We start from the raw sequence: 25695 nt of genomic DNA, 5'->3' as shown, positions 1-25695 counted from the left end.
GTACGTAATGAAAGACAAAGTAACAAATAAGAAAGGTATACAGCGTAGTATCGCATGGGTTTTGTTGTTTTTTATCGTGCAATACGCACTCAAAACGCCGTGTTTCTCGCAGACACAAACCATCACCCTAAAATCCGAACGGCTCAATGTACAGCCCAAAGGTTTTTTTATCGTCGAGGTCATTGACAGCCGCCCCATCACTACCAATATCGGGACGGTTTGGAGTAAACCCCAGCCCCTAACCGCCGTGCTTCAAGGTGGAACGGCTCCCGCAATCGACAAGTTTTTAAGGCGAAACTTCAACCCCGCCAACACCGATTCACTAACACCCATTATTTTAGTAATCAAAGAATTACAAGTGAGCGAAACCCTGCTCCCCCCCGCCAAAGTAACTGGAAAAATCAAAATGAATCTGGGCTTTGAAACGTACCGTGAAGGCAAACGAGTCTTTCTTACGGGCGGCAATGCCACCACCACCTACACCCGCAGCGGCATTGCACCTGAGGATATTATTGAGCCCCAAATCAGGCGGTTATTGGAAAATGAATTGAAGGGGTTCAGCAAATGGTACGCCCAAAGCGTGAATGTGTCCGATATTTTTGCAAAAAGTGTCACCGTCATTATAGAGGATGATAGCCTTATCGCGCCCGCCAAAGCCGACTCACTGGTGTATTATAACCCCAATCGCCCGCTTACGTGGTTGGATTTTCAGGGTGCTCCCAGTGTGTTTAACCGTTGGGCAGCACAGGTGTTTACGAGTTTTGGATTTGAGGCACGCTCCACTGTCAAAAATCGCACCGTGGAGCTGCGGGTTCGGACCAAAGTTTGGATTGACAAAACCATCTCATGGGTTCGGCCCGATTCCAAAAACGACTACGTGCTCGACCACGAACAGCTTCATTTTGATGTAACTCGTGTCACGGCAGAGCGCTTTAAACGAAAAGTACAAAGCATGACGTTTTCTGTCGAGGACTTTAGTAGTGAGATTCAATACCAGTATCTGGAACATTTTCGGCTCCACGCTCAGCTTCAGCAACAATACGACGACGAAACCAGCCACGGAATCAACCAAGGGATGCAAGCCAGTTGGGTCAAAAAAATACGCGACGAATTGCACAGTTATGGAATAAAACCTTCGGCGAAATAGGGTTAATTTTAACCCATAAAACAAAAATATTAATAGAAAAAATAGCGCAAAAGTAAGTTTTGAGGAGCATCGGCTTTTAAGGTAAAACCTTTAATCCTCAACTTAGTATCTTGTGAAATCACTCTTTTTCTCCGCTATTCTATGGGGGGGACTCACCTTACCCCTCTTTGCCCAACAAATTTCCAAAGAAGAGCTCCTTTTTCTGACCCCCGAATGGAAAGGAGAACGCTTTGCCGACGGTCGCCCCAAAGTCTCCGATGCGCTCCTCAAACGCATGAGGCTCGTCACCCACGAAGAAGCATGGGCGGTGATGAAAGGGGCAAATTACAAATTTCAATATGCCGAAGGCTGGCAATGCATCAACCCCGACAGCGTGCTAGTGGGCCGGGCCTTGACCGCCACGTTTATGCCCGGGCGACCAGACGTCCACCGCGTGATTGATAAAAAAGGACACGAAAAGGACGGGCGCATCAAGTCCCAGAATTCATGGCCGATTGACCTGCTCGTCAGAGGTGATGTGTACGTGGTAGACCAATTCGGAGCACACGAAAATGGCCCCACCATCGGCGATAATTTAGGGAATTCTATCTACGCCAAATCGGGCAACGGCATTGTGTACGAAGGTGCTATCCGCGACATTGCGGGGCTGAAAGAAATCAGTGGTTTTACTTCTTTTTTCCGCACTTATCACCCTTCGCACCACCTCAACAACCCTGATGGCGAACTGAATACTACCTTGGTGGGCATAAATCACCCCACGCGCATTGGCAAGGTAATGGTCATGCCTGGCGACGTCGTGCTGGGCCGCGACGGGGCCGTTACGTTTATTCCACCGCATTTGGCCGAAAAGGTAGTAACTACTTCAGAAATAGTGCGCCTGCGGGATATGTTTGGCCACGAACGGCTCCGCGAGCAAAAATATACAGCGGGACAAATCGACAATCGCTGGTCGGACGAGATTGAAAAAGATTTTTCGAAATGGCTCAATTCACACATCAATGAGCTTCCTGTGCCGAAAGAACAAATTCAAGAATATCTAAAAAATCGCACTTGGTAAATTGTTAATCCTTTTCCTTTCATTTTTAACCTTTCAACATTCCAATGACCTCCCGCCGCGACTTTTTAACCAAAAGTGCCATTACCACCGCTTTGGGGCTTTCAACCCTCAGCAGTTATGGCCAAGGACTTGAAACTGCCCTCCAACGCACGCCCCAATCTTCTGCCCCTTCTGATTTAAAAATCACCGATATTAAATGTGGATTTATCCGTAACGGACACAGTCTTTTTGTTAAAATTTATACCAATCAGGGTATTCACGGTTGCGGTGAAGGCGTTGATGCAACGCCCGGCACCTACCATCTGGTCAAAATGATGGGCGAGCGTATCAAGGGGAAAAATCCGCTAAATGTACACCGCTTGTTTGAAGATGTGCGACGCGCCGGTTTTTTTGAAGGAGCGCAAGCGGGGATGTACATTGCGGTTTTGTCGGCGGTCGAGTCTGCCCTGTGGGATTTGGCCGGCAAAGCACTCGGAATGCCCGTGTATCAGTTATTGGGCGGAAAATTTCGGGACAAAATCCGCGTTTATTGCGATACCGGTGCGTACAGAACCACCCAAACAGGCCCTGCCGCCTTTGCCGAAAGCGCCAAAGCCGCCGTAAAAATGGGCTTTACCGCCGTAAAATACGACATTGACGAGCGCAATGACCCCAATAAATACGACGCATACAACTGGACCGCAAGCAATGGAGAATTGGAACGAATGTACAACCAAATTGCCGCCGTTCGGGAAGCCGTCGGGCCAAAAATCGACATTTGTGTAGACATGCACGGACGCTACGATACCACCACTGGCAAGCGCGTGGCCAAAATGATGGAACCGTTGAAATTATTGTTTTTGGAGGAGCCGTTTCCTGCCGAAAACCCCGAAGCTTATAAGACTGTCCGGGATTCTACCCAAACGCCCATTTGTGCGGGAGAAAACCACTATTTGGCGCACGGCTTCCGTAAACTGTTGGAATTGGGAGCGGTAGACGTGGTGATGCCAGACCTCCAAAAAGCCGGCGGGCTCGGTGAAGGCCAGCGCATTGCCAACCTCGCCAACTTATACTACGTGCCGTTTGCACCCCACATGGTGGCTTCCTATTTGGGCGCTATGGCTTCGAGCCATGTATGCGCTTCGGTGCCAAACTTTTTGATTTTGGAGTGGCAGATTTATTTCCACGAAGAGCCGATGTTCAAAGAAATCGTCACGTTTGACGGACCGATGGTGAAAGACGGGTACATTCCGCTTTCCGAGAAACCGGGTGTCGGCGTGGAAATCAACGAAGAGGGAATGCGTAAATACGCTCCGAAAGGTGTTCCTTTTTTTGAATAAGAATCTTACTTCAATTAATCAAAAAGCCCCGAGTTTCGGGGCTTTTTGATTAATAAATGACTTCAATCCAATCTGCCTTTATTCAGCTCATCCTGCCATTTTTTCAGTTCATCCCATTTCCCATCACGGGCCAAAGAAGCTTGTTCTGGCCAGGTAGTAGGGTCATGAATCTGAAAACGCGGACCCGCCGCATTGAGTATTTCCTTGATAGATTCGGCGGGCGTTTCGGCCAACTGCGCAAACGTCAAAATCCCTTCCTTATTGAGCAACTCCTCAATTTTGGGCCCAATGCCCTCAATGATTTCCAAATCGTCGGGTTCACTCGGAATTACGGGCATAGCCATAAGGCTTTCTAGTTGAACGGGCCCTGGGATTCGGCCAGGAGCAGGCGTTGAGTGTGTCAATTTACTCTTGTGGCAATCATTGAGTTCTTTATGACGCGCATGAACGTCGGCTTCCAGACTGGCCAATTCAACCGCAAAAGTACGGCGGGCAATCCACCAGCCAATATAAGCCGCCAAGGCCAACAGGGCAAGGGCTTCCAATCCTGCAATCCAAAAGTTTTGACTTATGGGAGTAGCTTGTAGTATAATCATGGTGATTAATCTATTTTGAGGGTAAAACCATTAATGTGTACGGCCCTTGTTGAGCTCATCCTGCCATGTTTTCAGCGCGTCCCATTGGCCATCGCGGGCTAGTGCCGATTGCTCAGGCCACGTAGCAGGGTCGTGCATTAGAAAACGGGGACCAGCAGCCACCAATATTTCTTTGATTCGCTCTGGTGAGGCCTCCGCCAATTGAGCAAACGTCAAAATACCCTCCTGATTGAGCAGTTTCTCAATTTTCGGTCCAATCCCTTCCACTACTTTCAAATCATCGGGTGTAGCGACAACAACGGGCGTGGGAAGGGGAGCTACCACCGCGGCGGCTTTTGCCACTGGCGGAGTAACCGCGATTACTTCCTTTTTGCTCTGTTGACATTCATCAATATCAATTTCGAGCGCCTGCAATTCCGCTCGTAAACTATCAGCCTTATTTTTAGCCGAAATATAGCCAATGATGTAGCCTAATACAGCCGCTATCACCAGCATCAATAGGTGTTGCCACCAGGCATCTCCCGAAGCAAACGGATTAAAATGTGAGTACATAATATAAATAGGAATTTTACCAGTTGACAAATTTATTGCACAATAATACTTACCCGGCGATTGGCTTTACGGCCCTCAGGAGTGTCGTTGGAGGCTTTAGGTTGCGACTCGCCTTTTGCATCAGTCACCAACTGGGTTCCTGAAATTCCTCTCTTCATCAATACTGCCTTTACACTACTTGCCCGGTTTTTAGAAAGCTTCAGGTTTGTTTCATCCGTCCCGTCGTTGTCGGTATGGCCCGTTAAGGCAAGCTTTTTATCCTTATTCGCGGCTAAGTATTTGATTGCTTCTGCGATGAATTTTTCATTCTCAGGCGTTTTGATATAATCCGCTTTGGCAGTTTTGAAGTACAAATCCATCGTTTTGAATACATTTTCGTATTTCTCCGCCGCGGCGAGCGCCTCTTCTGTTTTCGGAATAATCAAGCTGTCAAACCCAAATTCCATCCCATGCGTAGAATCGTCGACGCTGAAGGTTAAGTCAATCAATTTACTTGCCGTCACCAACTGACTTCCTGGCACTCCTGCCTGTACCAAATACTGTTTCAGGGCATCCGCACGCGCTAAGCCCAAATCAGGGAAGGAGGTGGTATTTTGTTCAACAGAAGAATAAAGTCCAGTAATTGTCAGTTTTCGGCCAGAATTTGCTTTGAGGTAGGCCGCCAATGAGTCCAATTCTTTTTTAACATTGACATAATTAGGCTCGGGCATTGACTTTTTAAAGCCAAAATTCATCGCCGAAGATAAACTAAGATTGTTTCCATCCACAATACTGAGGGCAGGGATAGAATAACCAGCGGGCGCAGCGGTACTTACTTGGGGAGGACCGTCACATAACAATTTGATTTTACAAACGTGCCAGTAAGTGGACCCGCCCATCCAGCCAATAAGCAAAATCCACGCAAGCGTTTTGACACTTGAAGCCATAGAGATAAGAGGTTAAAGAGGGAAGAATAGAATAACAGCACTTATGACTGTGAAAATAACAATAAGTATCTCAATAACAATGATTTTCACAAAAAGCAATAAAAATAGTACAATAAAATACCTTAAACCTTATTGGTAAAAAAAAGGAAATCAGAATTTAGCATTATCATATTTCAACAAATTATAAACAAAATATAATTCTGTTTTATGTATAACAAAACATATTTTATATATAATTTTTTATTGTCAATTGGGATATTTAACGATAAAAACAGAATATATTTTGGTTTAATAACAATTTCCACACCATTCATCACTAAAAAATATCCACTCATCCAATTTCACTTTCCGAAGTCGAGAGAACCCTGCACCTTTGCAGTGTCAAAAAAGGAATAACAGCCAATAGCAAACGCTAAATCGTTAAATTAAAACAAAGTACCCATTATGAAAACGTTCATCATCACCGCCGCTTTAAGTGTTTTATCACTTGGACATATTGCCGTAGCTCAAGATGGAAAGAGCATCCGCACACAAAATCAACTTGTAGAATTGTTGGCTTCTTTGCCAACGCAAGATACGTATACACCAACGGCTCCCGTTTTTTCACTAAACGACCAGCGCCTGATTGCTCTACTCCCAACCATGGATGCAACGGTAGAAACTAAAATCAGCATTGACGAAAAAACGGTGATTGCCAAAAAAACAACTGACACCGTAATTGCCCCAAAGGCAGAAGTAAAAGTTGAGATTCGTCGTACTGGCGATAAGTAATCAACTACCTACAAAACGAAAAAAGCCGCTCAGTGAGCGGCTTTTTTCGTTTCACTACGTTCAGATTAATACAACTGAGACGCTATTTTGTAAATATTTTCAGACTTACCCATCGTATAAAAGTGCAAAACAGGCACGCCAAACGCCATCAATTCTTTGCACTGCTGCGTACACCATTCAATTCCTACCTGTTTGGCCTGCGCGTCGTTTTCGCAATCTTCCACTGCTTTGACAAAATCGTCGGGCATGTGTAGATAAAAGATACGAGGCAAAACACTCAATTGTTTTTTGGTTGAAAGCGGCTTTAAACCAGGGATAATCGGAACCGTAATGCCCGCTTCTCGGCAGCGCTTCACAAACTCAAAATATTTGCTGTTATCAAAAAACATCTGCGTGACGATATAGTCGGCTCCGAGCGCAATTTTTTGTTTTAAATACTCAAAATCGACGTCGAAATCAACCGCTTCAAAGTGTTTTTCAGGATACGCCGCCACCCCAATGCAGAAATCCGTCGGTGCCAGTGCTTCTACACCCTCGTGCAGGTATTGGCCTTTGTTCATGTTGGCTACTTGCTCCACCAATTGACTGGCATATTCGTGGCCGTTGGTTTTGGGTTTAAAGGTCTTGTAAGGCTTGGCAGGATCTCCGCGCAAAACCAGTACATTATCAATGCCCAAATAGTGTAAATCCATCAAAAAATCTTCGGTTTCTTCCCGCGTAAATCCACCACACAGTACGTGGGGAACCGCATCAACCCCAAATTTGTGCATGATTGAGCTGCAAATCCCTAACGTTCCAGGACGTTTACGGGTTACGATGTGTTTGACGGTTCCGTCGGGGAGCGCCTGTTCAATGTACTCTTCCCGGTGGTACGTAACATCAATAAATGGAGGTTTAAAATCCATCAAAGGCTCAATATTGGCCAATAACTCTTTGATACTGCTCCCTTTAAGTGGTGGAATCACTTCCAGTGAAAACAAAGTTTTTCCGTTGGCCTGCTGAATGTAATCGGTAATTTTGGTCATGCGTGCTGTTCATTTGGAAAGCAAAGATACACAAGTGGCCGATTATCTAGCCTAAAAAGTGCCTCCTGCGTTTGTAGGATAACAATTCAGAAAAAAAAACATTCACTAAAGCTAAAAACTCCTGCATTTCGATTGCATTCTTCCGTAGAAAACAGTACTTTTGCGGGCAATTTTTCTGATAAACTCGCTTTTTTGAATGAAGGCCGATAAGCCGTCCGCTGGAAAAAGCTACAATTTTACTAAAACAATGACTAATGAGTTAATCAAACTGGTAGATGCTGAATTCGCTGGAAAACGCGACAGCCATCCTGCATTCGGTGCGGGAGATACTATCAGCGTTCACCTTAAAATTATTGAAGGTGCCAAAGAACGTATTCAGGTATTTACCGGAACAGTTATCCAACGTCGTAACAACGGCGGAAACGGCGAAACCTTTACAGTTCGTAAAATTTCAAACGGTGTAGGTGTTGAGCGTATCATTCCTATTTTGTCACCAAGTATCGACAAAATCGAAGTAATTCGTCGCGGTAAAGTACGTCGTGCACGTTTGTTCTATCTTCGTGGTAAGCAAGGCAAAGCCGCTCGTGTTAAGGAGAAAAAATAATTTTCTTTCACAGAGTGGTCATAAAAAGCTGTCTTTAGAGGCGGCTTTTTTTGTACCTAATTTAATCCCAAAACCAACAATGAAGATTTCATTTTCAAAATACCAAGGTACCGGCAATGACTTCATCATGATTGATGACCGCGCCGAACAGTTTCCGGTTGATAAAAACCTGATTGCTTTTTTGTGCCACCGCCGTTTTGGCATCGGAGCCGATGGACTTATCTTATTGCGAAATGCCGAAAACTATGATTTTAGGATGGTGTATTTCAACGCCGACGGCGGCGAAGGCAGCATGTGCGGAAACGGCGGCCGCTGCACCGTTCGGTTTGCGCAGGATTTAGGTCTGTTTGAGGAAAATACCACGTTTATTGCCGTAGACGGTGAGCACAAAGCCGTGGCCTGTGAAGAAGAAATTTTCCTCAACATGATTGATGTATCGGGCATTCAACATGACGGCAACGATGATTTTATCAACACGGGCTCTCCGCACTTGGTAACCTTTGTAAAAGATATTGAAGCCACCGAAGTCTTCAATGAAGGCAAAAGAATTCGATACGGCGATGTATATGGCCCCCTTGGCGGCACCAACGTCAATTTTGTGGAAGTACTCAACGAAGATTCACTATACGTTCGCACTTACGAGCGCGGCGTCGAAGACGAAACCTACTCCTGCGGCACCGGTGTGACGGCCTGCGCGCTGTCGGCCCATGACCGCTTACAGATGGAATCGCCCATCAACGTTAAGACCCGAGGCGGAAACCTTCGGGTTTCTTTCGTGGCCCAAGCCCCTGGAAAATTTGATAATATTTACCTCATTGGTCCCGCCATCAAAGTGTTTGAGGGCGTGTTCCAAGTAGACGATTTATAGGTATTATCCCTTCTTCTGAGTCAATGTTACACGGTCAGAAGAAGGGATTTTTTCCACACCATCCGTAGAAAGTAGATTGTACAAATCACAACACCTACTTGCAGGATATAGTCTAAAATATACATAGGTTGGGCAAAAATAGCGGCGGGAGAAGCATAATAAGGGCTTTTGAGTCGCCACCACAAAGAGGGGTGAACAACCGACAAGGCATTGAATAACAGAAACATAACCGTTTCTTTTCGATTACTAAAATCAACCCACACAAACGTAAGCGGCAACAGAAATATAAATATATAGCTGCTGTAAGCACTTTGTTGCACGACCATCATAGTCCCGTACACTACCACAAAGACCGCCGAAAAAGCCCGAACGAAATCCACTTTTTGTAGGCGATACGCCAAGCCAACGCCCATGCCCACCGTAGTCAGCAATCCTAACCAATTCCAACCTTTGGCCCCTGCGTGGAGCACACCAAACGTAAGCGGGTTAAGAACCGAAAGCCAATTGGGCGCGCGAAGGGTGGCGGCTTCGTGCAAGGGCTGCTCCAACCACAGAAATTCGGTAAAATAATACAACGCCCCTAAGCATACAATTCCCGCAATCGCCGCCGCACCAATCCATTTGATAGGCTTAGGAACCAAAAACAGCAATGCTGGCCCAACCAATATAAAAACAGCTTTGGTAAACATAAAACCAACCACTAGCCCTACCCCAAACCATTCCACTCGCTTGGTACGTTGCCACACCAAATAAGCACTGATTAGCAAAAACCACATCCACTCATCTTCCTGCCCACCCAACACACAGAACACCAGCGACCCAGGTAACAACAAGTAAATCAGGCTTTTGAAAATCCGTTCGCTACTTGGCAACAGCGCTTGAAAATAACGATTGGTAGCCCACAATGCGCCACCTTCGATAAGAATCATAATGAAAATAATGGCTTTTTTATCCATCCAAAACCCCAATGCCAACGCGTTTACGTACGGAAAGAAGGGTGAATACATGCAATAAAAATCGCGGTAAACCAGCTTGAGTTGTACCGCTTCACGGGCCTGATTATAAAAACCGTCAAGGTCTGAAAATGGCGTAAAACCAACGACAACAAAGATGACGATAAAGGGCACAAGCCGAGTAGCCATCCAAACGCCACCGAGCAATAGCCGCTCATTCTGACGCGCAATCCACTGTTCTATTGCGGCCCGATAGACAAGTAAAATACCCACCAGACTTACACAAATCAGCGATACAATGGTTTTTGCAACAATAACGAGCATTAATTAAATGTTTGATTTACGATTTAAAATTGATGGTTAGGTCAAAAAACTCACATCACCTTACTCAAGCGAAGCGCGCCTTTTGATACACTTTCAGAAAATACCACCCATAACAAGCCACATTGAGGAGCTGTAACGTATATTCCAACAGAAATAAAGGCTCACCTAATACAGTAATATCGTCGTAGGTAGGGCTATTCAAATGCGTAAAGAGGAAAGGCTGCACCACAAGCAGCGCGTTGAAAATCAGCAAAATGATTACATCGTGGCTTTTTTTCCAATCTACCAACTCCATCACCAAAGGCAACATATATGTAAATACATAATAGCCAGGCGAACTGAGTTGGAAAATAGTCATGGCAATGTAGGTCGCTAAAAACGCCAAAGGCAAAGTCAACGTCAATGATTTATGTCGGGCAAAATACACCATCCAAACCGCCGAAGAAAGCGTAATTACCATACCAATCCAACTAAAAGTGGGCAGGTCGGGCGTGTGTCCTAGCAGCGCGGTGATGATGGGCCGCACTACCGTAAATAAGTTGGGAGTCAACAAGTTGGTGGTCATTTGCAGGGGCATCAAAAAATCCATCCCCATCAAAAAATACAAAATAACCAACGATGGAACACCGACCAAAATCATCCCCAGCAGGAAAGACCAGCGTTTTTTTAGCAAAAACCACAACGGAAATAACCAAAAACCTGCGGTAGCTTTAATAACAATCAATCCTGCCGAAAAGCGAAGTCCAAGCCCTAATCCGTCGTCTTTGGTCCGTAAAAAGTAATACAGCATCCAAACGGCAATTCCCCACAACCAAATATCTTCCTGCCCACCCAACAAAACCATTACCGCTGGTGCAGAGAGCATCACGTACAACATTATTGACTTAAATGCATTGGTTTTCAAAGACTTGTAAGTACGATAAGTACCCCAAACAATGGCTGCTTCGATTATCACCATCAACAAAACAATGGCTTTGGGGGTATACCAAAGCAAGAGAGGCAGGGTTATGATATACGAAAACATCGGAGCGTGGTAAGAAGCAAAATCTCGATAAACCAATCCCCATTGGTACGCCACGGTGGCTTTGCCCCAAAAAAAAGGCACATCGCCGCGCGGTGAATAATTCATTGCCACGTACACCAAAATGAAGGGCAACAATCTGAACAAAATGAGTCCAAGGCCGAGCAGGCGGTTTTCTTGCTGCTTTTCGTGAATTTGTTGCCAAAAAGAATCCGAACGAGCACCTAACCAAATGGCTATAGACGAAAACGCAATTAATACAAGCTTTATATAAAATACCGTAAGTGTTGACATATCACTTTTATTTCTCGCCCACTATCAAAAATTGTTTTCCTAAAACCCACCAAGTGAAGGGCAACGACAGGTAGAGTTTTACAAGCAATGGATGGACAGGTAACCCTCCCCTAAACGACAAAGGTAAAAACCGGGCGTGTGATTCACTGATTTTGAATCCTGCTCCATACAAATGTTCCTCCACTCCCAATTCTGAAAGAACGACTGTATGATCGGCAAAATCAAAATATTGCTTATAACAATACTTAAAATTTGGCCCTATGATACCAATTTTTCCCCCAGGTTTGAGCGATTTATACATTCTTTCCAGAAAAAACGCCACCTCTTCCTGCGTGTGCAGGTGTTCCAGAAAGTTTGAAATAAATACCGCATCAAAATAATTTTCGGGCAAATCCACTTTCAGAATATCGCCAATGATAAGGTTTACCTCGGGAGCCGCATAATTTTTAATAGCGTCCACAATGTCTACCGTCCATTTTTCGGGGGAAGGAACCGCGTTGATAAACTCACACATTCCACCCGCCGAGTCCAAAATACGTTGTGGCTTTCCAAGTTTATGATAAAAATATTCAGCGATAATGGTCCATATCACTTTTTTCTTTTCGTGAGCTACTTGCTTGAAGCGGTACTCATAAATTCTCTCGTAATTCATTCGGGTTTAAAAAGAGTTTAGTGTAGTTAGTAAAGAATGTAGTTAGTGACGCAAAGAAACGACCCTTTAAAAGAATATACAAATAATGGACAACCGCCATCATTGCTCAGTTACTACTTCTTGTAAAACGTCGAGCAGTTGTTTGATTTGAAGATTTTCTCCCTTCAACGTAAAATCAGCCTGCGAATAAAACGGTAAACGGTCGTGATATTTTTGCTGCAGGTTCTGTAAAAGCTGCGTATCCTGTTTACGGTACGTGGGCCGGTCATTGGATGAGTGCCGTTGAATACGCGCCAAAATTTCTTCGGGCGACACATCCAGAAAAACGCTGATTCCGTTTGCTTTGATGTACGCCATATTGTTATAAAAATAGGGAATTCCGCCGCCCGTTGCCACAATCAATTTGGAATCGGGGCGAATAGCCCGCAGAATTCGGGCTTCGGCTTCGCGGAAATAGGGCTCTCCTTTTTGGGCAAAAATATCATTGATGCTCATGCCTTCTTCTTTGACAATGAGCACATCAGTATCTACAAAACGATACCGAATATGCCGAGCCAATTGTTTGCCAAGCGTCGTTTTTCCCGATGAAGGAAGGCCTACTAAGAATATGTTTTTCATGTATAAAAGCAAAAATAAAGAGCCGAAAGGAAACACAATTTCCACGGTCGGCTCCTCATTTTCAATATTACAATTTACTTACAACCACGTCTTTATCAGGCGTTTTATTATAATGCCATTTTCCTTTAACGGTACCGTTGTCGAGAAGCCACACGCCCGGATTGGAGCGCGAAATGGTTTTTAATACGGTGCCATCGGCAAAGAAATAAGGAACATCCAGCGCGTATGCTTTACGGATTTCCTGAATTTCGGCGTCGCTGTTGGAGGTTAAAATCAATGATTCAATGTCGCTGCCTTTCAATGAATTCACCAGCGAACGAATCTTTGCCAAACTAGCACCGTTGAGGTCAGGACCGTTTTTAATGATGATGATGAGTTTTTTCCCTTTGAAGGTTTCTTGTGTAAAATCTCCCTCATTATTCCACACTTTATAATCTGTAATTTTGGGCTTGGCGTTTTCGTTGATAAGCACCATTTCCTTGTACTTATAGGTGGTATCGGTCGGAAACTTCTCAAACTCTTCCGATTTTCCGTCTTTTTCCATGATGTATTTGTAGCGCAACGGCTCCGAAGGCTGCATCAATTGCGGAATGTTGTTACCGATTTTATAGGGCAAAAAATCAAAAGGTGGCAAGTAGCGAATGGCATAAATGGCCAACGCCAGTGAAAAAATAGCCGAAAAGCCCACCAACGAGCCCGTCAAAAGATTTCGGAAGACTTTTCGTTGCCAAATGAGGAACAAAATCAGCACCAACAGGATAACGTCTTTGGTAAAAGAAGTCCAAGGCTTGAGTTTAAGGAAATCGCCGAAACAGCCGCAATCGGTCACTTTGTTGTAATAAGCAGAATAGAACGTCAAAAACGTAAAGAAAATAATCAGCGCTAAGAGAATCCAATTCACCAGTTTGAGCCGCCACGACACGAGAAGCGCCACGCCCAAAATCACCTCTGCGGCGCACATCAACACCGAAAAATACAATGCATAAGGCACCAACGACATCCAAAAATCGTGCATTGCTGGAAAATCGGCGGCAAACACTTCAAAGTATTCTTCCAGTTTGATTTGTGTACCAACGGGGTCATTGAGTTTGACCAATCCCGAAAAAATAAAAATGCCCCCAACCAGGAAGCGAACAATGTGGGCTACTATTTTCATTAATCAGTGGGTTCGTTATTTATCTTTTGAAATTTTAAAAAATCATCAATCATAATCACATCTCTTGAGGTCTTTGGGCAATCACTATGCTGTGAACAACAAAAATTCATTGTTTTCTAAATCCATGAAACTTTGCGAATAACAATTCCCCTTTTGAGCGATTTTTTTATCCCCATAAATGCCCTGAATTTGGCTCTTTCTTCAAAGAACCGCACAAAGCGCTCATCAGGTGTTTCATGTAGCCCCCTTTGAAGCATCGCCTCATAAGGTTCGTTCAGATTTTTATAGATGGTTATTTTACGCTTCATAAAAGGTTCCTTTTATTGAGTTGCACAAATTTCAAAAATCAGGCCAGAAAAGAATCCTATTTAGTCTTAAACCGCCAAGCCTAGTTTTATCAGGCAAAAAACCGAATAATTGATAATATCCTGATACCCTGACTTTACACCTTCAGAGATGATGGTTACGCCTTCATTGTCTTCTATCTGCTTGATTCTGAATAACTTCATCAAAACAATATCCGTCATGCTGCTCACGCGCATATCGCGCCAAGCTTCGCCGTAATCATGATTTTTGTTAAACAGCAATTCATAAACCTCATTCATCTGAGCGTCGTACAGTTCAGTCAGGTCGGCCGCCGTAAAATCCGTCCTTTTGTTATCTCCTAACTGAATCTGAATCAGGGCCATAACGCAATAATTGATAATGCCGATAAACTCGGGCACTTCCCCTTCGTCTACTTTCGAAAAGCCATTTTCCTGCAACGTCCGTATGCGTTGCGCTTTGATAAAAATTTGGTCCGTAATGGACGGCAATCGCAAAATTCGCCACGAAGGGCCGTAGTCTTGGTTTTTTTTAGTGAAAATATCTTTGCAACGAGTCATTACACTCCGATATTCGCGCTCGGTTTTACTTTGGTCATTCATAGTCATTAGATTCACGTCAAAAAAAGGTCATGTGTGGTATATCCGTCATTCATTGTTTTTAATCAATTTGATGACTTTGCGTGGACTACAAATGACAATTCGTGACTTTTTCGCCGCTAAATTATGAAAAAAACGCTGAACATTGGTGGTAAATTACTGGACTTGTCAACGCCGCAAGTCATGGGAATCATGAATATTACCCCTGATTCATTTTATTCAGAAAGTCGAGTTAATCAGCTCGACGAAGCTTACAAGAAAGCAGAACGTATGCTCTCGGAAGGGGCTTCCATCCTGGATTTAGGTGGACATTCCACGCGGCCTGGCGCCGATGCCGTCAGTGAGAAAGAAGAACGTAAGCGCATTTTGCCCGTGGTAGAAATGCTTCGCAAAAATTTCCCCAATGCCATCCTCTCCATTGATACCTTTCGGGCGTCGGTAGCGCGGCAGGCGGTAGAAGCGGGGGCGCATATCATCAACGACATTGCGGGTGGAAACCTTGACCCACAGATGTTTGAAACGGTGGCGGCCCTCAACGTACCGTACATCCTGATGCACAGTCGCGGCACGCCCCAAACCATGAAAGACCTTAATCAATACGAGGATTTGGTGACGGATGTATTGCGGGAACTACAAGCTAAAATTTATCAACTTCAACAGTTGGGGGTCAAAGATATTGTGGCCGATATGGGATTTGGATTTGCCAAAAACGCCGACCAAAACTACGTGTTATTGAACGACCTGAAATCATTCCAAGCCCTCAATGTGCCCATTTTGGCGGGGGTTTCGCGCAAGTCCATGATTTGGCGAAAACTTAATATTACGCCCGACCAATCGCTCAACGGAACCACCGTTTTGAACACCGTGGCGCTGCTCAACGGCGCGAGTATTTTACGGGTACACGATGTAAAAGAAGCGGTTGAAGCGGTGAAATTGGTGGGTTTGCTACAACATAACTATTGAAAATAGTGAGACTTTCCAAGTTAAAAAAACTTGGAAAGTCTGTAAGTAATCACGTCAGAATCTTCTTTTTTGGTACAGAGAGGTATCCAGCGAATATTTCCCTGCGCCTATCAACAAAATCGTTGTGTAAGGAATCAGGAACAGAAGCGCGTGTTCTTTCTCACTCAGCGGCTCCCCAGCGTGCATCATAAAGGCCACCACTAAAAAATGGATAATTTCCACCAAACAGGCCACCCGCGTCCATAGTCCAAGCATGACCAAAATCGGTGCAATCACTTCGCCCACCACCGCCAATGCGTGCGAAACCTGCGCACCTACGTGCAGCGGGTCGGGAAAGTCAGTGGCCCCGTTCAAAAAACTCAACAACTTATCATATCCGTGCGTAAGCAGCAACAACGGAACACACACCCTCAACACCAAAACACCCCAATCCGTGTAGGCAACTTTTGAATTTGGTTTAAAGAAATCAAACATAGCCGGATAATTTTTAAGTGGAATAATAGAAACGGTAAAGGCTGGGTTTACAGTGTACAGAGAAACTAACTTCTAATTTCCGCCCAAGATGTAAATCTTATTCTTTTCGGTTGTCAAATCGTACACAAATCCACTTCCCTCTGGGGTAGTGGTTTGGTATTTATTTTCAAACACGGCATAAAACGCATTAGGGTTTTTGCCTTTGGCTGGCTGAAGTTTGGCATTCGTCAGCACGTTGGGCAGTTTCAATCGACAATTGCCGCCCAAGGCTGATTTTATGATTAAACGCGTGATTTTTCCGTCTTTCCACACCATGTCGAGCTCAAAACCACCGCGTGCCTTTAAGCCTTTTACTTCGCCCGTAGCCCATGCGTCGGGCAAGGCAGGCAGCAGATTAATTAACCCATCCTGACTTTGAAGCAACATTTCTGCAATGCCTGATGTACCCCCAAAATTCCCGTCAATCTGAAACGGCGGGTGTGCGCAAAATAAATTGAGGTACGTGCCGCCCCCTTTGGCGTAGTCAGTACCTTCTACACCCGTCACTTTGAGCAATTCACGTAAGAGTTTGTAGGCGTGGTTGCCGTCGTGGAGCCGTGCCCAAAAGTTGATTTTCCAAGATTTGCTCCAACCCGTGCCGCCATCCCCGCGCAACTCAAGGGTTTTGCGGGCGGCATCGGTAAACTTAGGCGTCCGCAGGGGAGAAATATAACGCCCAGGGTGTAGCGCAAACAGGTGCGAAACATGACGGTGTTCTGGTTCCTGATCTTCCCAATCTTTGTACCATTCCTGTAAATTTCCTTTTTTACCAATCTGCAATGGGAACATGTTTTGCAGTCTTTCTTCCAAAGTCTTGCGTAACTCTGCGTCGACTTTTAGGTGTTCGGCCGCATGAATTACGTTCGTAAACACATCATATAACAAAGCCATGTCCATCGTCGTGGCCACCGAAACGGATTGTTTTACGCCTTTGTCAGTAATAAAAATGTTTTCGGGTGAGGTAGAAGGTGACGTAATCCATTTACCATTGGCATCTTTGACCAACCAGTCCAAACAAAACTGTGCGGCATCGCGCATGAGCGGATAGGCGTAGTTTTTTAAGTAGGCTTCGTTGCCCGAATACACATAATGCTCCCACAAATGCTGGCTCAACCACGCCCCGCCCATGGCCCAGTTGGCCCACGACGGACTCCCTTTGCCTTTGTCGCCCACGGGATTGGATGCGCCCCAGATGTCGGAATTGTGGTGAACAGTCCAGCCGCTCATGCCGTAAAAATTCTTGGCTGTTTCGCGTCCCGTTGCGGCAGCGCTGGCTATCCAATCGGTAAAGGTGGTATGCAACTCCGAAAGATTGGCGGCTTCGGCGGGCCAATAGTTCATTTGTGCGTTGATGTTGGTGGTATAATTACTGCTCCACGGCGGACGGGTCATGGGATTCCAAATTCCTTGCAAGTTGGCGGGAATCCCGCCGGGCCGTGAACTCGAAATCAATAAATACCGACCAAAATCAAAATACAATGCCTCCAATTGCGGGTCATTTCCCATTTGCGCGTAGCGAACCAACCGCGAATCCATCGGCAGAAATGCCGCTTCGCCCGATTGGCCGAGAGTCAATTTTACCCGATTAAAATACTTCTGATAATCGGCGATGTGTGCCTTCCGAATCAAATCAATGGATTTGGCTGATGCTTTTTTCAGATACGATTCCACCAACGCTTTCTCATCCCGTCCTTGGCTATCGGGGCATTTGTCGAAGCCATTGAAACTGGTAGCGGCAGTAATGAGCAAAATAGCTTCTGTGGCATCGCTGATGCTGAGTCCTGATGTGTCGGCAGTTACTTTTCCGTCGGTGGTTTGCACCTTGACGCGCCAATCAAACCGCATTCCTTTGCATCCCGACGGGTCTTCATAATACACGGGTTTGGCATTATAATTTACGTAGTTGGGGTCGGCATGAGCGGGCGCTTTACCGCGCATACTGAGTTCATTTTTCCCCGTTATTTGTTTAAGCAACGGGTGCGGGCTTTTGGTAGAAGCCGAAAAATTCAATTTTCCTTTTTGCGAAGCCGTCAAACGAAGCACAATCACTTGGTCGGGTGCCGATACAAACAACTCGCGGCTGTAAGTGACACCCTCAATCGTAAACTGCGTGTGCGCCGTGGCGTTTTGCAGGTCCAAATCGCGAAAATAAGCGCTGGGTTGCGCATCAAAAGGCTGTTTTATGAGCAAATCGCCCAAGGGTTGATAGGCCTCAGTATAAAGGCCCTGAATCTTTTGCAATTCTTTGGAGGCCGTTTCGTACTCCTCCCGATTCAGCGCAGCCCGCACCGCTGGCAAATGTTTAATGGCATCAGGGTTGGGATTTTTCTCCACGGGGCCGCCCGACCAGAGCGTCTCTTCGTTCAGTTGCAGCAGTTCTTCATTGACCCTACCAAACGTCATGACGCCCAATCGGCCGTTTCCTACGGGCAAGGCCTCGTTCCAGTTACGGGCGGGTTGTTTATAATGAATGGGGGCTTGAGCGAAGGCGCTGCACAGCGGTAATAGACAGAAGGCAAGCGGAAGAAGGCTTTTTTTCATGCAGATTGTGATTAATTAATCAGTTAAAAACAGCAGCATTATTTTTTCAAATACTGTTTCAGAGAACATTTTTTCAGGGATTTCACCCCTTTTACCACCGAGGAAGCGTTTAGTTTTGCTCCTGATTCATTGGTGTGGGTATTGTCTTTGGGAGTAAAGAATTCATTCTTTACTTTCTCCTCTCCCACGGCTTCGTATTGGGGCACAATTAGGCCAAATAAATCAAGGTAAAACGCCCCATTGGAGGCGGCAACGGCTTCGGCCCATTGACGATGCCCCGCTTCTGAAGTGGCTATTTTGCCTTCTCTCCAACTGTTGCGCGGTACGGGCGAACAGATAATCGGAATCGCTCCTTTGGCTTTGGTTTCGTCTACATACTTGCGCATATACCAACCGTAGCTATGCACAATCTCGTGCTTTTTGGTCAATAGATTATCAATTTCTTCGGTTTCTTCTCCCAATCCTTTGATGGTTCCACGGGCGCGGGTGGAGTCGTTGATGGCGCTGTTGTCATTGTGGCCAAACTGCATAATTACAAAATCGCCAGGCTTTAGGTCGGTCAGAATTTTATCCCAACGCCCTTCGGTGATAAAGGTACGACTACTGCGCCCTCCGATGGCGTGATTTTCGAGGTGTATCTGGGTCGTATCAAAATGTTCATGGAGAAAACTTCCCCATCCCCACATGTTATCCTGCCCTTTTCCAGAGCCATTTTTAACGGTCGAATCGCCAATAATGTACAGGGTAGGTTTGGGAGATACGGCGGCGATGATTCCCCAGAAAAGGAGAACAGAGGCCAACAAAGAGTAGATGGTTTTCATGGTATTTAGCGATTTATAGAATTCAAAAGAGCGTAGAAACAACTCTTTTACTATTAATTGTTTTGTGATTTTCATCCTAAGTTGATTTTATTACTATGCAAAAAAGAAAATGCAATGATAGGTATTAGGCGGGAAACATGGCAATCAAAATCACTAATCAACTGATAATCAAACCATAACTACCTATGGCGGATAACGATTAGCGATTAACAGACACACAAATACCTAAAAGCGAGAAGAATGTGTAATTTTGCTCACGATTATCTGCTTACTGCATGAAGTTCCCTCAAAAACATTTAGCCATTCTTGGCTCAACGGGTTCCATCGGAACCCAAGCCCTAGACGTAATAGCCGCCAACCCCGACGCCTTCTGCGTTGAGATTCTCACCGCCCAAAACAACGCTGAATTGCTGATTCAGCAAGCGGGACAGTTTCGTCCCAACGTGGTCGTTATTGCCAACGAAGACTTATACGACAAGGTTTTCGATGCCCTCGACCCGCTCGGCATCAAAGTCTACGCTGGTTCAAAAGCCATCGCTGATGTGGTCCAAATGGACAGTATTGATACCGTTTTGACCTCAATGGTAGGATATTCTGGACTGATTCCGACCGTCAAAGCCATTGAAGCGGGCAAACAAATTGCCTTGGCCAACAAAGAAACCCTCGTCGTAGCGGGCGAGTTGGTGACCGCCCTCGCCCAAAAGAAAGGCGTCAGCATTTATCCCGTGGACTCCGAGCATTCGGCGATTTTTCAATGCCTCGTGGGTGAATTTCATAATCCCATCGAAAAGATTTTCCTGACTGCTTCTGGTGGACCGTTTCGTGGAAAAACCCGCGATGAGCTATTGCACGTAACAAAAGCACAAGCCCTAAAACATCCCAATTGGAGCATGGGGGCCAAAATCACCATTGACTCCGCCTCCCTGATGAACAAAGGGCTGGAGGTGATTGAAGCCAAATGGTTGTTTGGGTTGGATGTATCTCAAATTGAGGTAGTGGTGCATCCACAAAGCATCATTCATTCCATGGTGCAGTTTGAGGACGGCAGCATCAAAGCCCAAATGGGCCTGCCTGATATGCGCTTGCCGATTCAATTTGCGCTCACTTACCCGCACCGCCTGCCGGCTGATTTTCCCCGGTTCAACTTCGCCAATTATCCCGCGCTGACGTTTGAACAACCCGATTTGAAAACTTTTCGTAATTTGCAATTCGCTTTTGACGCCATCGAGCGGGGCGGAAACATGGCCTGCATCGTCAACGCCGCCAATGAAATAGCCGTAGCAGCTTTTCTTCGCGACGAGATTGGGTTTCTGGAAATGTCGGACCTTATCGAAACTTGTATGCAACGCGTGACGTTTATCCAACAGCCAACGCTCGATGATTACATCGAAACCGACGCCGAAACCCGAAAAGTAGCCGAAAATTGGGGCAACATTCATATTTAGGAGATTATGCAAACACCGGTGCTGATAAAAATGGGGGATTTAATGACTGACGAGGAGTTTTTTACTTTTTGTCAGTTGAACGATACCCTTGACTTTGAACGCGACAGTGAGCGCAACATTATTTTTATGTCACCAACAGGCTCTTCCACTGGCAATACTACTTCCACCATTCTAGGTGAACTTTATTTTTGGAACAAACAATCAAATCTTGGCTATTGCTTTGATTCATCTACGGGCTTTCTAATGCCTAACGACGCCGTTCGCTCCCCGGATGCGGCTTGGATACAAAAAGAACGTTGGGATGGACTTACGAACGAACAAAAAGAAAAATTCGCTCCGCTTTGCCCCGATTTTGTGGTGGAAGTTCGCTCAAAAACGGATAGTTTAACCTATTTGCAAGACAAAATGAATGAATACCTTGCCAATGGATGTCAACTTGGTTGGCTTATAGACCGTTTAGAAAAAAAAGCGTACATCTACCGCCCAACTAAGGAAGTTGAAATCATTGCAACATTTGAATTGGCTCTCTACGGTGAAAATGTGCTACCCAATTTTGTTTTTGAACTTAAATGGATTCAATAAAATAATGCCTCAAGTCTTAAACATACCCACCATGGATACCATGAACGACGATGAGTTTTTCGCATTTTGCGAAGCCAATCGCCCTAATGGAATGAACTTTGAACGAGACAAGTACGGTCATATTATTTTTATGTCACCCACTGGAAGTATCGGAGGCCATAACGATGGCGAAATTTTTGTTGAAATAAAGCTTTGGAATAGAAAGAAAAACAATGGTATTGTATTTCCCTCTTCTACTGGCTTTACCTTACCCGACAGTTCGATTAGATCACCCGATGTAGCGTGGATTCGTCGCGAACGCTGGGAACAGGTACCGCGTGAGTTACGCAAAAAATTTGCGCCAATTTGCCCCGACTTTATCGTAGAAGTTATTTCAGAATCGGATACATGGCACGAACACGAAAATAAGATGCGGGAATGGATTGCCAACGGCTGTCGCTTGGGTTGGTTAATAGATTCAAATGAGCAAGCATACATGATTTTTACTCCTCAGAATACCAATCCTGATAAACAAGCGTTTGGAATTATCAACGGCGGTGACGTGTTAGAAGGATTAACGATTGATTTGAGAACCGTCTTTGAAGACATAGGATAAAAACGACGTTACCCAATAGAAAAAATTAAACAAACTCATAAAAGCACAGAATGGAAATTTTAGTAATGGTCGGGCAGTTGATTTTAGGACTGTCAATTTTAGTTGGATTACACGAATGGGGACACCTCATCACTGCCAAGATATTTGGAATGCGTGTCGAAAAATATTTCATTGGATTTCCCCCTAAAATATGGTCAATTAAACGCGGTGAAACAGAATACGGCGTAGGCGCCATACCATTGGGTGGATTTGTGAAGATTTCAGGCATGGTCGATGAGTCGTTGGACACTAAAAATCTATCAGCCGAACCCGAGCCTTGGGAGTTTCGCGCCAAACCCGCTTGGCAACGCCTCATCGTAATGCTCGGTGGCATTATTGTCAATGTCATTACGGGTGTCATTATTTTTGTAGCCATTACGTATTACGAAGGCCACGATTATATTGCGACCAAAGACGTAAAATACGGAATCGTTGCGCACAAATTAGGCCAGGAAATCGGCCTTCGTACGGGCGACAAAATTGTGGCTATCAATGGCAAACCCTTTGATGACTTTTCGGAAGTTCGCAAAGTATTTCTGGAATCAAACAGTTATTATACCGTTGAACGTGGCGGCGAACGAGTCGACGTTTACGTGCCCAATGATTTCATTGAGAAGGTCAGCGACAAGAAAAATGCGAAAGAGTTTATTGATCCTATCTTCCCCTTTACGGTGCGCGAACTGGTTCCGGGGATGCCCGCCGAAAAAGGTGGTTTGAAGCCTGGGGATAAAATCGTAAAGCTCAACGAAACACCGATTAATTTTTACCACGAAATTCAGGACGCCTTGGATAAGTCCAAAGGTCAAACTGTCACGCTTTCGGTGGTGCGGGCGGGCCAAACCTTGCCCTTATCGGTCAAAGTTTCTCCAGAAGGCACGATTGGTTTTTATCCCGAACAAATCTTGAATATCACCCACATTGATTATTCTTTTGGCGAATCAGTGGTGGTAGGAACAGGCAAGGCATTTAGTGTAGTAACAGACAACATTCGCGGCTTCGGTAAGATATTTCGCGGCGAAGTTTCTCCTTCAAAAGCCCTCAGCGGCCCCATCGGTATTGCGCAAATGTTTGGCGGTATTTGGGACTGGAGCCGTTTTTGGTTCTTAACGGGACTTTTGTCAATGGTTTTGGCCTTCATGAACATTCTGCCGATTCCTGCCTTAGATGGTGGCCACTCCGTGTTGTTGATTTATGAAATGGTAACTGGCCACAAACCGTCCGACAGTTTTCTGGAAGGTGCCCAAAAAGTGGGTATGGTTATATTGCTAGGCCTTATGGTATTTGCTTTTGGCAATGATATATTCAAATTGTTTAGATAGTAAAGTGAAAAAATCGCACCATTTAAAAAAACACGCAAAGATGCAAAGGGGCAAAGCACTAGGAGTTATAAGGAACCTTAACTTTGCTGCTTTGCGCCTCTGCACGATTAAATTTGTATCCTTTTCAGTACTCTTTCTTTTACTCTCTTTCCGTCTTCACGATTTCCATACCAGCATCACCCGGATGGACTACAATGCCAAGGAAAAATCCTTTGAAATAAGCATTCGCGTCTTTACGGATGACCTAGAAAAAGCTCTCTCGAAAGACAACAACGGACAAAAGATTGTGGTGGTCAACAACGACAAAAATGACCCGTTGGTAGAAAAATACATCCGCAAGCATTTTGCATTGGTTAGTTCACAGAAACAGAAGAAGGCCTATGCTTACGTTGGGAAAGAACAAGAAGCCGATGCCACGTGGATATACATTGAAATCCCCAATCAAGAAGCAGTCACGGGGTTTTCGCTTCAGAATACCATCATGCACGACCTTTTTGACGACCAAATCAACTTGGTAAACCTCAATTATCAGGGTCAGAAAAAGTCTTATATCTTCAAAAAAGACGACACCACGCTGGCTTTAGGAATTTAAAGGCCCTGCATCTACAATGCTTGACACTTAAAAACAAATACTTCGTTGTATTTATAGCAGCAAATCACTACCTTTGCGCCCCAAAACTTTACTTTTTTAGTATCTTAAACGATTCAGTATCATGCCTAAAGTAAAAACACACTCAAGTGCTAAGAAGCGTTTTAAGCTTACCGGCACCGGGAAAATCAAGCGTAAGCACGCTTTCCACAGTCACATTTTGACTAAAAAATCAACAAAACGTAAGCGCAACTTGGTTGGCTTTTCGCTGGTTGATGACACAAACCTTGACCGTGTCAAATTGATGCTCAAGATTTGAGTTAATTGTTTGAACGTTAATCGTACCTTTTTTTACAATTAACGGCCAACTTTTAACAAAAAAGTGCGCAAGCACAGGTTCATTGTTTCACCCGATTGTTGGTCTAAAAAGTGCTTCAACAGAGGCCACCAACCGTCAAAAAACGTTTAAAAATTATGCCACGTTCGGTAAATCACGTCGCTTCGCGGGCTCGCCGCAAAAAAATCTTAAAATTGGCCAAAGGTTACTATGGCCGTCGTAAAAACGTTTGGACCGTTGCCAAAAACGCCGTTGAAAAAGGGCTTGTTTATGCATACACTGGTCGTAAACACAAGAAAAGAAATTTCCGCGCGTTGTGGATTCAGCGTATCAACGCTGCTGCTCGTCAAGAAGGATTATCTTATTCTGCTTTGATGGGTAAAGTTCACGCCGCTGGTATCGAACTGAACCGTAAAGTACTTGCTGACCTTGCAATGAATCACCCAGAGGCATTCAAGGCAGTAGTCGAAAAAGTAAAGTAGTACACAAAAAGCGGGGCAAACGTCCCGCTTTTTTTTTGAACAAAATTCTTCTTTCCGACGTTTTGGTATTACATATAAGACTTGTTATCTTTACTACGTCTTTTCAGTATCGGTTAGAAACAAATGAAAAAACTGCTCCGCAAAGCGCTCACCTTATTCATGGCCTTCGTTGTACTCACAGCGAGTATGGGCTTTGGTGTGGTTGAGCATCACTGCCTCATGCGGGGGAAATCAATCCAACTGGCCGCTTTACACAAAGAAGGCGTAGCTGCTTGCGGACAGGACAGCACCAAGGCTCCTGTTTCTGACCAAACTTCTTTCCAAAAACAAGATTGCTGCGATGACCAACAAAGCTACGAAAACGTAGATGTGTCGTCGTCGGTCACCCAATGGGTTGCCAAGTTTTTACAGATTATCAGCGATGCCGTCATTGGTGCTTTGGTGGCCGTGTTTAAGTCAATCCTTGCATTTTTTGTTGCAAGTCCTGAATCAGCTGATTCTTTATCTTCCTTCTCCTCTCTATTTCACGGACGTACACTGCTTTCTTTCGTCCAATCTTTTTTGATTTAGCCACTTTTTGTGTTGTTATCTTTCTGTAAGAATCATTCTTACGGTCTGTTTATGCAGATTTTTTTCTGGAAAACGTATTCAATCAAAAAAGTA

General features: G+C 44.9%; 29 protein-coding genes. 15 read left to right on the top strand and 14 right to left on the bottom strand.

Features of this window, described 5'->3' with window-relative positions; genetic code table 11:
* Positions 1–7 precede the first annotated feature (7 nt).
* From DVG78_RS00420 to DVG78_RS00410, 3 genes are all read left to right on the top strand, one after another.
* Entirely contained in the window at positions 8–1147 is a 1140-nt protein-coding gene (locus DVG78_RS00420; RefSeq protein ID WP_114459110.1) for a hypothetical protein, read from the top strand.
* 112 nt (positions 1148–1259) lie between these two features.
* Positions 1260–2204: an RraA family protein gene (locus DVG78_RS00415; RefSeq protein WP_114459109.1), complete on the top strand. Its 945-nt coding sequence runs from the start codon at positions 1260–1262 to the stop codon at positions 2202–2204.
* A gap of 44 nt (positions 2205–2248) precedes the next feature.
* Positions 2249–3523, top strand: coding sequence for a mandelate racemase/muconate lactonizing enzyme family protein (locus tag DVG78_RS00410; protein WP_114459108.1), 1275 nt, complete (start codon positions 2249–2251; stop codon positions 3521–3523).
* 62 nt (positions 3524–3585) lie between these two features.
* Here the strand turns inward: DVG78_RS00410 and DVG78_RS00405 are convergent, their stop codons facing one another.
* Genes DVG78_RS00405 through DVG78_RS00395 form a run of 3 tightly spaced genes read right to left on the bottom strand, consistent with a single transcriptional unit; the run spans position 3586 to position 5597 of the window.
* On the bottom strand, positions 3586–4119 hold the full coding sequence (locus DVG78_RS00405; protein ID WP_114459107.1) for a helix-hairpin-helix domain-containing protein: 534 nt from the start codon (positions 4117–4119) through the stop codon (positions 3586–3588).
* Positions 4120–4149: 30 nt separating this feature from the next.
* Positions 4150–4671 (bottom strand): helix-hairpin-helix domain-containing protein, encoded by a 522-nt coding sequence (locus DVG78_RS00400; protein WP_114459106.1) that lies wholly within the window; start codon positions 4669–4671, stop codon positions 4150–4152.
* Positions 4672–4703: 32 nt separating this feature from the next.
* On the bottom strand, positions 4704–5597 hold the full coding sequence (locus DVG78_RS00395; RefSeq protein WP_114459105.1) for an OmpA family protein: 894 nt from the start codon (positions 5595–5597) through the stop codon (positions 4704–4706).
* A gap of 444 nt (positions 5598–6041) precedes the next feature.
* Between DVG78_RS00395 and DVG78_RS00390 the strand changes: the two genes are divergently transcribed.
* Complete coding sequence (locus DVG78_RS00390; protein WP_114459104.1) at positions 6042–6368, top strand: hypothetical protein; 327 nt, start codon at positions 6042–6044, stop codon at positions 6366–6368.
* Between the two features lie 65 nt (positions 6369–6433).
* On the opposite strand, the gene metF is transcribed toward DVG78_RS00390, so the two are convergent.
* Positions 6434–7393, bottom strand: a complete 960-nt coding sequence (gene metF, locus DVG78_RS00385) for a methylenetetrahydrofolate reductase [NAD(P)H] (protein WP_114459103.1) — start codon at positions 7391–7393, stop codon at positions 6434–6436.
* 247 nt (positions 7394–7640) lie between these two features.
* Between metF and rplS the strand changes: the two genes are divergently transcribed.
* Together rplS and DVG78_RS00375 are read left to right on the top strand one after the other, a co-directional pair.
* On the top strand, positions 7641–7997 hold the full coding sequence (gene rplS, locus DVG78_RS00380; RefSeq protein ID WP_114459589.1) for a 50S ribosomal protein L19: 357 nt from the start codon (positions 7641–7643) through the stop codon (positions 7995–7997).
* A 79-nt stretch (positions 7998–8076) separates the two neighbouring features.
* The gene (locus DVG78_RS00375; protein WP_114459102.1) at positions 8077–8865 is read left to right on the top strand and encodes a diaminopimelate epimerase; all 789 of its coding nucleotides are present in this window, start codon (positions 8077–8079) and stop codon (positions 8863–8865) included.
* 26 nt (positions 8866–8891) lie between these two features.
* Here the strand turns inward: DVG78_RS00375 and DVG78_RS00370 are convergent, their stop codons facing one another.
* From DVG78_RS00370 to DVG78_RS00340, 7 genes are all read right to left on the bottom strand, one after another.
* Positions 8892–10142, bottom strand: a complete 1251-nt coding sequence (locus DVG78_RS00370) for a hypothetical protein (RefSeq protein ID WP_114459101.1) — start codon at positions 10140–10142, stop codon at positions 8892–8894.
* A 64-nt stretch (positions 10143–10206) separates the two neighbouring features.
* The gene (locus DVG78_RS00365; RefSeq protein WP_114459100.1) at positions 10207–11457 is read right to left on the bottom strand and encodes a glycosyltransferase family 87 protein; all 1251 of its coding nucleotides are present in this window, start codon (positions 11455–11457) and stop codon (positions 10207–10209) included.
* 7 nt (positions 11458–11464) lie between these two features.
* Positions 11465–12109: a class I SAM-dependent methyltransferase gene (locus DVG78_RS00360; protein ID WP_114459099.1), complete on the bottom strand. Its 645-nt coding sequence runs from the start codon at positions 12107–12109 to the stop codon at positions 11465–11467.
* Between the two features lie 99 nt (positions 12110–12208).
* Complete coding sequence (locus tag DVG78_RS00355; RefSeq protein ID WP_114459098.1) at positions 12209–12727, bottom strand: shikimate kinase; 519 nt, start codon at positions 12725–12727, stop codon at positions 12209–12211.
* 67 nt (positions 12728–12794) lie between these two features.
* A complete protein-coding gene (locus tag DVG78_RS00350) occupies positions 12795–13883 on the bottom strand; it encodes a BT_3928 family protein (RefSeq protein ID WP_114459097.1) in 1089 nt (362 codons plus the stop codon).
* A gap of 116 nt (positions 13884–13999) precedes the next feature.
* On the bottom strand, positions 14000–14191 hold the full coding sequence (locus tag DVG78_RS00345) for a hypothetical protein (protein ID WP_114459096.1): 192 nt from the start codon (positions 14189–14191) through the stop codon (positions 14000–14002).
* 66 nt (positions 14192–14257) lie between these two features.
* Positions 14258–14809 (bottom strand): DUF1599 domain-containing protein, encoded by a 552-nt coding sequence (locus DVG78_RS00340; RefSeq protein WP_114459095.1) that lies wholly within the window; start codon positions 14807–14809, stop codon positions 14258–14260.
* Between the two features lie 123 nt (positions 14810–14932).
* Between DVG78_RS00340 and folP the strand changes: the two genes are divergently transcribed.
* On the top strand, positions 14933–15769 hold the full coding sequence (gene folP / locus DVG78_RS00335) for a dihydropteroate synthase (RefSeq protein ID WP_114459094.1): 837 nt from the start codon (positions 14933–14935) through the stop codon (positions 15767–15769).
* Between the two features lie 54 nt (positions 15770–15823).
* Here folP and DVG78_RS00330 read toward each other — a convergent pair whose 3' ends face one another.
* From DVG78_RS00330 to DVG78_RS00320, 3 genes are all read right to left on the bottom strand, one after another.
* Complete coding sequence (locus DVG78_RS00330; RefSeq protein WP_114459093.1) at positions 15824–16243, bottom strand: DoxX family protein; 420 nt, start codon at positions 16241–16243, stop codon at positions 15824–15826.
* Positions 16244–16315: 72 nt separating this feature from the next.
* Positions 16316–18823 carry a glycoside hydrolase family 95 protein gene (locus tag DVG78_RS00325; protein WP_114459092.1) on the bottom strand — a complete coding sequence of 836 codons (2508 nt, stop codon included), beginning with the start codon at positions 18821–18823 and terminating at the stop codon, positions 16316–16318.
* A 38-nt stretch (positions 18824–18861) separates the two neighbouring features.
* Entirely contained in the window at positions 18862–19644 is a 783-nt protein-coding gene (locus tag DVG78_RS00320; RefSeq protein ID WP_114459588.1) for a rhamnogalacturonan acetylesterase, read from the bottom strand.
* A 275-nt stretch (positions 19645–19919) separates the two neighbouring features.
* Here DVG78_RS00320 and DVG78_RS00315 point away from each other — a divergent pair, with 275 nt between their 5' ends.
* The 8 genes from DVG78_RS00315 to DVG78_RS00280 all read left to right on the top strand — a co-directional run bounded on the left by DVG78_RS00315 (position 19920) and on the right by DVG78_RS00280 (position 25602).
* Entirely contained in the window at positions 19920–21089 is a 1170-nt protein-coding gene (locus DVG78_RS00315; protein WP_114459091.1) for a 1-deoxy-D-xylulose-5-phosphate reductoisomerase, read from the top strand.
* A gap of 6 nt (positions 21090–21095) precedes the next feature.
* Complete coding sequence (locus DVG78_RS00310) at positions 21096–21671, top strand: Uma2 family endonuclease (RefSeq protein WP_114459090.1); 576 nt, start codon at positions 21096–21098, stop codon at positions 21669–21671.
* 4 nt (positions 21672–21675) lie between these two features.
* Complete coding sequence (locus tag DVG78_RS00305) at positions 21676–22266, top strand: Uma2 family endonuclease (protein WP_158549936.1); 591 nt, start codon at positions 21676–21678, stop codon at positions 22264–22266.
* A gap of 50 nt (positions 22267–22316) precedes the next feature.
* Positions 22317–23624, top strand: coding sequence for an RIP metalloprotease RseP (gene rseP, locus DVG78_RS00300; protein WP_114459088.1), 1308 nt, complete (start codon positions 22317–22319; stop codon positions 23622–23624).
* Positions 23599–24216: a DUF6702 family protein gene (locus DVG78_RS00295; protein ID WP_114459087.1), complete on the top strand. Its 618-nt coding sequence runs from the start codon at positions 23599–23601 to the stop codon at positions 24214–24216. Before rseP ends, DVG78_RS00295 begins: the two co-directional genes overlap by 26 nt.
* A 121-nt stretch (positions 24217–24337) precedes the next feature.
* Positions 24338–24532 (top strand): 50S ribosomal protein L35, encoded by a 195-nt coding sequence (gene rpmI / locus DVG78_RS00290; RefSeq protein ID WP_114459086.1) that lies wholly within the window; start codon positions 24338–24340, stop codon positions 24530–24532.
* A 155-nt stretch (positions 24533–24687) separates the two neighbouring features.
* Positions 24688–25032 (top strand): 50S ribosomal protein L20, encoded by a 345-nt coding sequence (gene rplT, locus DVG78_RS00285; RefSeq protein ID WP_013930989.1) that lies wholly within the window; start codon positions 24688–24690, stop codon positions 25030–25032.
* A gap of 123 nt (positions 25033–25155) precedes the next feature.
* Positions 25156–25602: an HYC_CC_PP family protein gene (locus DVG78_RS00280; protein WP_114459085.1), complete on the top strand. Its 447-nt coding sequence runs from the start codon at positions 25156–25158 to the stop codon at positions 25600–25602.
* Positions 25603–25695: the final 93 nt, after the last annotated feature.

The organism is Runella aurantiaca, from assembly GCF_003339505.1.
GTDB lineage: Bacteria > Bacteroidota > Bacteroidia > Cytophagales > Spirosomataceae > Runella > Runella aurantiaca.
This window is presented reverse-complemented; position numbering and strand designations above follow the sequence as displayed.